The 10,987-nt window shown below is 57.2% G+C and carries 8 protein-coding genes; 7 read left to right on the top strand and 1 reads right to left on the bottom strand.

Annotated elements, in window-relative coordinates:
- Positions 1-898: 898 nt before the first annotated feature.
- Positions 899-1,057, bottom strand: a complete 159-nt coding sequence (locus MMG85_RS18080) for a hypothetical protein (protein WP_241047295.1) — start codon at positions 1,055-1,057, stop codon at positions 899-901.
- 1,379 nt (positions 1,058-2,436) lie between these two features.
- Between MMG85_RS18080 and MMG85_RS18085 the strand changes: the two genes are divergently transcribed.
- From MMG85_RS18085 to MMG85_RS18115, 7 genes are all read left to right on the top strand, one after another.
- Entirely contained in the window at positions 2,437-2,838 is a 402-nt protein-coding gene (locus MMG85_RS18085; protein WP_241047296.1) for a hypothetical protein, read from the top strand.
- A 134-nt stretch (positions 2,839-2,972) separates the two neighbouring features.
- The gene (locus tag MMG85_RS18090; RefSeq protein WP_241047297.1) at positions 2,973-3,311 is read left to right on the top strand and encodes a hypothetical protein; all 339 of its coding nucleotides are present in this window, start codon (positions 2,973-2,975) and stop codon (positions 3,309-3,311) included.
- 1,272 nt (positions 3,312-4,583) lie between these two features.
- Positions 4,584-4,976, top strand: a complete 393-nt coding sequence (locus MMG85_RS18095) for a hypothetical protein (RefSeq protein WP_241047298.1) — start codon at positions 4,584-4,586, stop codon at positions 4,974-4,976.
- Positions 4,977-5,045: 69 nt separating this feature from the next.
- Positions 5,046-5,306, top strand: a complete 261-nt coding sequence (locus MMG85_RS18100) for a hypothetical protein (RefSeq protein ID WP_241047299.1) — start codon at positions 5,046-5,048, stop codon at positions 5,304-5,306.
- A gap of 2,817 nt (positions 5,307-8,123) precedes the next feature.
- Positions 8,124-8,555, top strand: coding sequence for a hypothetical protein (locus MMG85_RS18105; protein ID WP_241047300.1), 432 nt, complete (start codon positions 8,124-8,126; stop codon positions 8,553-8,555).
- A gap of 17 nt (positions 8,556-8,572) precedes the next feature.
- On the top strand, positions 8,573-9,085 hold the full coding sequence (locus MMG85_RS18110) for a hypothetical protein (protein WP_241047301.1): 513 nt from the start codon (positions 8,573-8,575) through the stop codon (positions 9,083-9,085).
- A gap of 404 nt (positions 9,086-9,489) precedes the next feature.
- Entirely contained in the window at positions 9,490-9,744 is a 255-nt protein-coding gene (locus tag MMG85_RS18115; RefSeq protein ID WP_241047302.1) for a hypothetical protein, read from the top strand.
- The last annotated feature ends 1,243 nt before the right edge of the window (positions 9,745-10,987 follow it).

Raw genomic sequence — 10,987 nt, forward strand, 5'->3', positions numbered from 1 at the left:
CAATGACCCAATCGTTGGCAAGGTCACAGGGGTACTCCGTGCCGCAGGATTCGCAGATGTCACGGTTGAGCCCTAACAAATCATTCAAGCCGAACCCGCTTCGCGGGTCGGCTTAATTCCGGTGTTATGCGTGGGTAGGTGTGTTGGTGTTGTCGACTTCGGTGATGCTGCGACTTCCCCTGCACCGTTGGCTTCGGCATTGGTCGGTCGCTGACCTGTCCGCTTCACTCACGCGTCCCGACTTCGCTTCACTCGGCTTCGGACGCATCGCGTTCGCGCCGCTCGGCACAAGGATGGTTTCATGACCTTCGGATTGGCGGCGCTGTCGGCTTCGGTCTTTGCTGGCCTCGACCTGCCCCGAGCTTGCGGACCGTTCTTCCGTGCTCCCCGTTCTCCCGCTCCCGTTGCAGGCCAGCGGCTTCGGGTTTACCTTGGCGCGCATAACAAGTCGTCCAAGCCGAACCCGCTTCGCGGGTCGGCTTAACTCTGGTGTTATGCGTGGGTAGGTGTGTTGGTGTTGTCGACTTCGGTGATTCAGCGACTTCCGCTGCGCCGTTGTCTTCGGCGTTGATCGGTTACTGACCTGTTCGGTTCGCTCTCGCCTTCCGGCTTCGCTTCACTCGGCTTCGGATGCACCGCGTTCGCGCCGCTCGGCACATGGAGGGCTTCATGACGTTCGGATTGGCGGCGCTGTCGGCTTCGGCCTATGCTCGCCTCGACATGCCCCGAGCTTGCGGACTGTTCTTCCGTGCTCCCTGGTCTCCCGGACCCGTTGCGAGCCGCCGGCTTCGGGTTTACCTTGGCGCGCATAACAAGTCGTCCAAGCCGAACCCGCTTCGCGGGTCGGCTTAACTCTGGTGTTAGGCCCCGCACGAGAGATACCTAGCATTCGAGAACCTCAATGGACCCTGATCTGATCCTTGCGCTTATCCTCGGCATCGGCTGCCTCATTGGAGCCGTGATCGTTGTCCGTCGCTTGTGGCTTGCGGCTACAAATCCAGCTGTCGCTTATCACCTTGGTCGCAAGTTTCGTCGCACCGTCGAAAATGCCGCTCACGCCACTGGCCAAGTATCCGGAACTATTGATTGAGCTGCTGACGTTGTTGCCCGCTCATTCCGAGAAGGTCGTGATTCGGTCAAGGATAGAGATGGTGGTCCCGGCAGCGGGGCCTAACAATTCATTCAAGCCGAACCCGCTTCGCGGGTCGGCTTAATTCTGGTGTTATGCGTGGGTAGGTGTGTTGGTGTTGTCGGCTTCGGTGAAGCGGCGACATCGGCTGAGTCGTTGGCTTCGGCGTTGATCGGTCGCTGATGCAACCTGACAGCGGATAGTTCCCCGCTTCGCTTCACTCGGCTTCGGACGCATCACGTTCGCGCCGCTCGGCAAAGGATGGCTACATGGCTTACGGATTGGCGGCGCCTTCGGCTTCGGTCCTTGCTGGCCTCGACCTGCTCCGAGCTTGCGGACCGTTATTCCGTGCTCCCTGGTCTCCGGGACTTGTTGCGGGCCGTTGGCTTCGGGTTTACCGTGGCGCGCATAACAAATCGTCCAAGCCGAACCCGCTTCGCGGGTCGGCTTAACTCTGGTGTTAGCGCCCTATGGTGATTAGTCGTAACCGAGCCATCCTTTCCGGAATCGCCGCCATTCTCGGCGTCGTTGCCATTCAAGCGTTCAATAGCTTTGCTTGCTATGACCATGGCGTTCTCTCTTTCCTGGCAGTCTTGGGCGTCTTTCTGATGGTTCCACTGCTCCCAGCAATAATTTCACTTGCCACGGCAAATCCATTGAGATCAATCGGGGCGTGCCTCCTGTTTGCACCGTGGCTTGTATTTGCCTATTACACTGATTGCGTCCGCCCATATGCCGGCGGCGGCGCATCAATGATCTATGTAGCGGTCCTTTTGTGGGGCACACCGTGTTCAATCATCGGAGCGCTAGTTACCGGCCCTGTCACTCGGATGTTCGGTGTTTCCGTTGGCGGGCGCTAACAATTCATTCAAGCCGAACTTGTCCGCTGGCGCGGCCAAGTCGGCTTAATTCTGGTGTTATGCGTGGGTAGGTGTGTTGGTGTTGTCGGCTTCGGTGAAGCGGCGACATCGGCTGAGTCGTTGGCTTCGGCGTTGATCGGTCGCTGATGCAACCTGACAGCGGATAGTTCCCCGCTTCGCTTCACTCGGCTTCGGACGCATCACGTTCGCGCCGCTCGGCAAAGGATGGCTACATGGCTTACGGATTGGCGGCGCCTTCGGCTTCGGTCCTTGCTGGCCTCGACCTGCTCCGAGCTTGCGGACCGTTATTCCGTGCTCCCTGGTCTCCGGGACTTGTTGCGGGCCGTTGGCTTCGGGTTTACCGTGGTGCGCATAACAAATCGTCCAAGCCGAACCCGCTTCGCGGGTCGGCTTAACTCTGGTGTTAGGGCTCAAGGGGAGGGTCTCGTGATCATCGATATCACTTGCAAGACTGATCGCTTCAACCTTTCCGTAGTCGGGTCTGACTTCATTAACGACTGCTGCTTTGGCGAGGACTTCTCCAAGTGGCTTGTCTCTACTCTCTCGGAGTCCGGCGTCGATGCCGATGTGATCTGTATGGAGGACTTTGGGTGGGCTAATCAGGTTGGCTACCAAAACGTCTCTTACCTTATGTGCGTGTCCGGCAACTCAGACGAGGATCCTAGTCGCCCAAACTACGGCGAGTGGCATGTCATGCTTGAGCGGTCTCGCACGCTCACACAGAAGCTTCTCGGCAAGAACAAGATTTCCGCCAATGACCCAATCGTTGGCAAGGTCACAGGGGTACTCCGTGCCGCAGGATTCGCAGATGTCACGGTTGAGCCCTAACAAATCATTCAAGCCGAACCCGCTTCGCGGGTCGGCTTAATTCTGGTGTTAGGCCTACTGTGAAAGTTCCTACGCAACCAGTGTTCTTACTTCTTCTCGCACTTGGCGGCTGCGCATCTTTTCGTGCTCCAGCCTTGGATGGTATCGCCTGGTCCGGCCAAGATGGTTCACGCTTGGTCGCGGGCCTTCGTACCGCCTCGGATGAGCTCCCCGAGGGCTGGCTATTCAAGGCCCAGCAAAGTGATGCTTCTGGCTCGTTTGCTTACCGCAAGCGTTCTGGCACGTATGACTACTCGGAGCGTGGATACTTCGGCGTAGATGCAAAATGGCGCAGCGAGCCAACTTACGTCGGGCTGCTAAAGGCGGGTGGTGTCTTTTGCGTGGTTAATCCTGAGATGCAAGGCGACGTAACGGGCAACACCGTTACCACCTACCAGGTCTACGACTACTGTGTTCAACTTCATCGCCAGTAGGCCTAACAATTCATTCAAGCCGAACCCGCTTCGCGGGTCGGCTTAATTCTGGTGTTAGGCACCACATGTGGCCACTCGGGACTCTTGATGCGTTGATTCTGGCTCCGGTAGCCGTACTGGCTATTGCAGCCATCCTCATGCCTTCCAATCGCCGTCTGCGTATCGCATCCGTAATTTCCCTGGCAGCAGTCGCCCTTGGGTACACATTGTTCCGGCCATCCCCCCGCGCAGCATTGGCGTACCACGAGAGCATCGGTGGCGCTTGGTCCAAGGAGTGGCTCGCCGGTGTAGAGTCCCTGCTGGCGGTCACTCGGCATCTGCCCACTGTTGTCCTGCTGGCCGCGTTGTTGCTTGCCGTTATTGCGTTACGCTCCAAGTAGTCAGGCATCTTGGGTGGTGCCTAACAATTCATTCAAGCCGACGCCGCTTCGCGGCGCGGCTTAATTCCGGTGTTAGGCCGCTCATGAGCATTGATGCGTTTGACAACATCTTGCTGGAGGACACATTCGTTCTCTCGTGGCACTACGCTTCAGACTCGCTCACATTCAGCGTTCTCGCGAGCCTCTTGCAAAGCCACCCAGAAGCAACGCCACCCGCGAGTGGTGACTGGGCTTGCTATCGCCCCGGCCTCATCCGGTTTTCTAGTGTTTCTTCTGTTAGCGGTCTGCTCCCACAAGCCGCTGTTCCACCCACTCATGACGCTGACGGCAGCCTGGATTACGGCTGCATTGACGAGCTTTCGCTTGTGCGACTAGGCGAGTACCGTATTGCTGGAGAGTTCGGGGTGGTCACGGTTGCCGCAATGGAGGTTTCACTTGTACTTAGCGCCGCGGCCTAACAATTCATTCAAGCCGAACCCGCTTCGCGGGTCGGCTTAACTCAGGTGTTATGCGTGGGTAGGTGTGTTGGTGTTGTCGGCTTCGGTAACGCACTGAGTTCTGTTGTGCGTTTGGCTTCGGCGTTGATCGGCCGCTGACCTGTCCGGCTCGTTCGCACTTTCCGACTTCGCTTCACTCGGCTTCGGATGCACCGCGTTCGCGCCGCTCGGCGCATGGAGGGCTTCATGACTTTTTCTTGGATTGGCGGCGCTGTCGGCTTCGGCCTTTGCTGGCCTCGACCTGTTCCGGTCTTGCGGATGCTTTCTCCGTGCTCCCTGGTCTCCCAGACGTGTTGCGGGCCGCCGGCTTCGGGTTTACCTTGGCGCGCATAACAAGTCGTCCAAGCCGAACCCGCTTCGCGGGTCGGCTTAACTCTGGTGTTAGGCGGCTCATCATGCTCAAGAGGCTACTTGCAGTTCTATTCGGCACAGCAGTTACCCCATCACCAGCACTTGCGGGGCAGTGGATCGAGGGCGGTCTCTACGTCACTCCACAAGAGAACGGCAACTTTGTCCCGCTCAAGATCCTCAAGGTAGATAGCCATGGCGTACACGTCCGCATCTATAGCAATGTATATCCCACGCCACCTGCGCATATCGATGAGAGCTCCTTGTACATGGCAGGGGTGGAAAAGCGAGAGGATGAGCCCTTGGGCATGGGACATCTGCCGATCTCCAGTGAGAGTTTCTCTGGTTGGGACGCCAAGTTTGTTCAGCAGTCCTCAGTCGCCGCAGAGGAGCTAGATGGATATCAGATGTGGCTGGAGGCGGAGGGCGGGTACTTTTAGGTACGCCGCCTAACAATTCATTCAAGCCGAACCCGCTTCGCGGGTCGGCTTAATTCCGGTGTTAGGCCAATGAAGAAGGTTTTCCTCTATCTGATTCGGCTGACCACAGTTCTCATGGCAATGACGGCGATCTTGCTGTCCATACCATCCATTGCTAGCTTGTACTTCCTCTTGTTTAAGGGCGCCCATCCAGGAGACAGTCTCGCACCAGATGCGTTCGTGCTTTCGCTGCATCTTTCGCTTGCCGCTCTTGCAGGCGTCATCGCGTTACTCTGGGGTGCTTATGTGGCTGATCGCTTTGCGGTTTCAAGACTGCGGGCATTGGCCTAACAATTCATTCAAGCCGAACCCGCTTCGCGGGTCGGCTTAATTCCGGTGTTAGGTGCCATGGGGAAGGTTGCCCGCAACTGGATCGAACACACACAGGACTGGCGCAATGAGCCAATGGCTTACTGGGTTCACTTGGAGCTGGACGGTGCCGCATGGCGCGCGTCCGAGTCATACAGCCCGCCGGCTCCCAGGGCCGAGGGTCGCAGCGGCTATCCCGTACTTTGCGTCGAGTCGCAGGGTTTTGTCTTCCGCTTCTCTTCTGCGGCACAGCTTGCGGAGTGTGTAGATGTCCTTGGGCGCAAGCCCCTCCCGACATCGCGTCGTCTATCCGCCATTCGTGGTGGCGGGCACGGCCCCAATAGTCACTGGCTTAGTAGGTTGCCTGGCCATATCAAGTCCCCCAAGATTCGACAACGTGCTGTGGAGGATCTCCACTCAGTGATCTCTGCCATGGCACCTAACAATTCATTCAAGCCGAACCCGCTTCGCGGGTCGGCTTAATTCAGGTGTTAGGCACCACATCATGCATATGTGGCAACTGATTCTCGGAGTGCTAGTGGCGGCGGGCACCGGCTGCAGTAGCGCCGATAGTGGCTGCAGCACTTCATCGGACGCGCAGCTCATACGACTGGCGACCTCCGGAGATTTGTCTGAGGTAAGGCTGCTCGGCCTCAAGGGGGAGACAAACATAGAGGTACTGGTCGGGGTTCGGGGTGGTGACGGCTACATGGCCGAGGCAAAGATAGTTCGCTCCAGTGGAGCCCCACTTCTCGATAGAGCCGCCATGTACGCTGTACGCTATTCCACCTTTGAGCCAGCGTTATGCAATGGCGTTCCGGTTCCGGGCAAAGTCGTTGTTAAGGTGGCACTCCCCTAGGGTGGTGCCTAACAAATCATTCAAGCCGAACCCGCTTCGCGGGTCGGCTTAATTCCGGTGTTAGGGGGCACATGAGAGTTCTTGCGGCGAGCTTGGTTCTCCTACTACTTCCTGGCTGCGCTCATTGGTTCGGCCCCGCTCACGGCGCCTTCTATGCAGTTGGCTCGACCCCGGACACAGACTCTTGCACGCTACACCTGACGGTCGTTGGCTCTAAGAGCCTCCCTAAAGAGTGGGAGGTTAGGGGCAACTTCCGGCAGCGACTTCTTGTTAGTCATTCGCGCAAAGGGCATCGGGTATCTCTCATCTGCAACGGAGCTATGGTCGCAGAGCGATTCTTCAAGTACGGTCTTGACGTGAGTATCGGCGGGGAGCTTGCGGTCAATGGCAGTGCCCCCTAACAATTCATTCAAGCCGAACCCGCTTCGCGGGTCGGCTTAATTCCGGTGTTAGAGCGCACATGACGGACCGCAGCCGCTTGTACAAGTCACCTGATGACTTCTTCGGCCTCGATGGGAGCGTCGTAATGCGTCTTTCCCCAGAAGCAGCAATTGGCGTTTGCGAGCGCGCCGCGTCTGAAGGAGTCGTCATTTCTCGGGTTGAGGGCGGCATCTGGCTTAATCCGGGGTTTGAGTCGCGGCTGGATTGCGTCTGGGACGGTGCGGACCCTCCGCTCGCGCAAGCAGCCGCACATACAAACAACTTACTCGCTCTAGAGTTCATCCAAACTCAAGCAGCGGCGCACTCAGCTTTCATACTTACCGCTCCGTCAATTTCTGGATGGGCGCGCAAAGAGTCAGAGTGTGCGCTCTAACAAATCATTCAAGCCGAACCCGCTTCGCGGGTCGGCTTAATTCCGGTGTTAGGCCGCCATGATGGTCAGAATCGATTGTGTTGGCGATGTGTTGAACAGTGCCAGAGCTGGACACAAGATCAGAGTTGTGGACGACTCCAATGCAACCGGCGGCTTCATCATTTACGAGTGGTGGGACGGATCAAGTGGACCCAATGCAGAGGGAGCTTTTGACTCTTGGGTTCCGGACAAGAATTCTCTGCATCAATTCTTCACAGAAGCGGGTTGGTCCGTCGGTTGGCCGGCCTAACAATTCATTCAAGCCGAACCCGCTTCGCGGGTCGGCTTAATTCCGGTGTTAGGCCGCTATGGAAGCAGTAGATGTCGGAGGCGCCAAACTCTTGCTATCTGCACCAGAGAGTTGGGAGCGAGTGTCCGTGGAGCCATCACTTGATGCTCAGCTATTGGTCTGCATCTACCAGACCCCGGACGGGTTTCGTGTGCAACGCCACTCGCGCGGCAAGATGGAGCCTCAATGGCAAGGGGAGTGGTGGCTTGAGCACGGCGGCGCATCCATCACCGACACTCTGTCGTCCGCTCAGAGATTGGCTGCTAGCTATCTTGGCTCCGCGGCCTAACAATTCATTCAAGCCGACGCCGCTTCGCGGCGCGGCTTAATTCAGGTGTTAGGGCCTATGAGCATTCTCCCAATACTTTCAGCCTTACTCGTATCTTCAGTCACACAGCCATACACCGCGCCCAGCATCTCCCGGCTCGATTCATGTGATTTCTGCGAGAGCGACATTAGCGGTCGCAGCGCCGCTATAAACTTCAAGATGGTTGATGGCAAGATTTATCTTGGTATCACCAGTTTTCTTTCCTGCGGCGCTCAGTTTTCTCAGCCAAAACTTATTGAGTTGAGTGCGTCTGTGACTGTAAACGTTTCAAGCTCAGTAATTCCTCCTGCGCATGCTAGTTGTGACGTAGTCGCGCAGCAGAGTTTAGTCGTAATCGGGCTGCATCCATCCGTCAAGACGATCTACTATCTGCAAGATGGGGTTGTTCTAGGTCACGTGGATAGGCCCTAACAATTCATTCAAGCCGAACCCGCTTCGCGGGTCGGCTTAATTCAGGTGTTAGGCCCCGCATGAAGATTGTCGTTTTCGACCTAGAACAGATCGTCTTGCTTGGCACGGCTGGTTTCGCCACCTTTCTATTCGTTGCCTGGTGGCAGGTCGGCGTCTTCTGGGCGTCTGATACTCCACAGACTTGGCTTCTAGCTCTTGCGCTTGTTGCAGCATTCATCATCGTTGTTGCGACACCTCTTCAACTACTTTGCCGCTTCTCCTCCGCAAGGCTGCTGCCCTACTTCATTGGCGTCGCTTCTGGCCCCATCGGCGTTCTCTTTGCTTTACTGCTCTTCTCGCGGTACCCGGTCGGATTTGAGTGGTACGTGAGCCGGGTTCTTTTCTTCCACATAGTCTTCTCTCTCATAGGCTTGCTGTTCTCTGTCGCCTTCCAGCGCTGGGCGGGGCCTAACAATTCATTCAAGCCGAACCCGCTTCGCGGGTCGGCTTAATTCAGGTGTTAGGGCGCATGAAGGTCCTGCTCACAGCCATAGTTTCCTCAATCGCTGCAATGTTGATTCAGCCCGTCGTGCTGCTTCTATGGTTTGTGCTACCTGCCGTTCTCTCTGGTGCCGATATGGCATGGCTCGATCTCGGCCCCATCTCCTTCTACTCAGTGCTATTTGCAGCCCCCTTCGTGCTCTTAGTCGGCGTTCCGCTTTCTCTCATCCTTTGGCGCATCGGCCGGTTCCGCTGGTGGCCGTTAGCTGCATCGGGCGCACTGGCAGGCGCCCTTTTCGTCGGCTGGGATATTCCCGGTGGGGATCCAGGCTACTCTTCCGGCGGCAACTGGTATGGGCAGCCTGTTCAATTCGTTGTCGCCGGTGTGCCAACACTCTACGGGTGGCTTAGCTACATGCAGTCAATTCTAGCGTTCGCCCTTCATGGGTTTGTCGGTGCCACCACGTTCTATGTCGTGTGGGCTTCCGTGCTGCGCCCTAACAATTCATTCAAGCCGAACCCGCTTCGCGGGTCGGCTTAATTCAGGCGTTAGGCCCCGCACGAAGCTCATCACGAATTGATAGCCAATGAATCAGGTCGAGGCTACAAAAATTGCCATTCGCAAGCGCCTTTTCTTTGAGGCGGCTCAGAGAGGCGCAATTTCCGCAGCTCACGGGTTCCAGTGGTGTCCGCGATGCAATGGTCGCGGAGATCTGTGCGTCGAGCATCAACTTGGTGCTAAACGCTGGGCTGCGTTTGAGTTATGTCCTGACTGCCAAGGCGAGAAAATTATCCCTGCAGGTGGGGCTGACACTCAAACTACTGGCGGGGCCTAACAATTCGTTCAAGCCGACCCCGCATCGTGGCGTCGGCCACGTGCCTGCGCTACGCTAGCACGCGTCCGCCACCCCGCTGCGGGGCGGCTTAACTCAGGCGTTAGGCGCCATGGAGAAGCATCTTCGCATGCGCAAGCTAAGTGATCCCGATTTTCAGCGCACCCTTACCTTGGAGCAGGCGTACCTGCTGCTCATTCAATTTGTCGAGCAATACAATGCTCGCGGCGAGAGCAGTACGCTGGACTTGCTTGGAGACCTGTCCTTGACCATCTGGGGCGATGGCGGTAGCGGCGATCCAGCTCAACTTTCGGACTTCCTGAGTGTTGCAGAGCAGGTTCTAGGGCCGGTCGGCCATGGCGCCTAACAAGTCATTCAAGCCGAACCCGCTTCGCGGGTCGGCTTAATTCTGGTGTTAGGCCGCGGGGGGAAGCATGCGAGACATTGATGCAATCATTGACAAGCTTCGTCTCGCTTACCCAGATATTTCTGCGGAGCAGTTAGCCGTTCTGCACCCTGGCACTGACGACGATGGCCTGTGGGTCTTTCGTCACCCTGCAAGTGCGTTGGATTTCCAGCTAGAGTCCAGTACCGGCGCTTGCCCGCTCCTTGCTGAGAGTTCCGCATCAGCTGATCGGCTTACGGCGGACACTATTGAGCAAGCTGTTGCGTTGGTGGTCGCCGGCCTCGACCTCACGGGCCAGCGGCCTAACAATTCATTCAAGCCGAACCCGCTTCGCGGGTCGGCTTAATTCTGGTGTTATGCGTGGGTAGGTGTGTTGGTGTTGTCGACTTCGGTGATGCTGCGACTTCCCCTGCACCGTTGGCTTCGGCATTGGTCGGTCGCTGACCTGTCCGCTTCACTCACGCGTCCCGACTTCGCTTCACTCGGCTTCGGACGCATCGCGTTCGCGCCGCTCGGCACAAGGATGGTTTCATGACCTTCGGATTGGCGGCGCTGTCGGCTTCGGTCTTTGCTGGCCTCGACCTGCCCCGAGCTTGCGGACCGTTCTTCCGTGCTCCCCGTTCTCCCGCTCCCGTTGCAGGCCAGCGGCTTCGGGTTTACCTTGGCGCGCATAACAAGTCGTCCAAGCCGAACCCGCTTCGCGGGTCGGCTTAACTCTGGTGTTAGGCCGCATAGATGGTTAACCGAAGCTCCATCCTTTCTGTCGACAACCTTGAGGCAATCCGACTGCATCTAGAGTCTGTTGGCTTTGTAGCTGTCCTTCATTGGCACCTTTTTGCTGCAAGCCATCCGACTCCACTAGCTTTCAGTGATTTCGAGGAGTTCGTTAGATACCTGAGTGAGTCAGCCAAGCCCGGCGATGCAATCGATGTGTTCGCGTTCCCAGACGATGGCGTCGGTAAGATCGCGCAAGGAAAGATACCCGAGTCGGATGGCTCGGTCCGTCAGGGCGGCGCTTACTAGTGCGGCCTAACAATTCATTCAAGCCGAACCCGCTTCGCGGGTCGGCTTAATTCTGGTGTTAGGGCTCAAGGGAAGGGTCTCGTGATCATCGATATCACTTGCAAGACTGATCGCTTCAACCTTTCCGTAGTCGGGTCTGACTTCATTAACGACTGCTGCTTTGGCGAGGACTTCTCCAAGT

Origin of the sequence: Pseudoxanthomonas sp. LH2527, assembly GCF_022539275.1 — a bacterium.
GTDB lineage: Bacteria > Pseudomonadota > Gammaproteobacteria > Xanthomonadales > Xanthomonadaceae > Pseudoxanthomonas_A.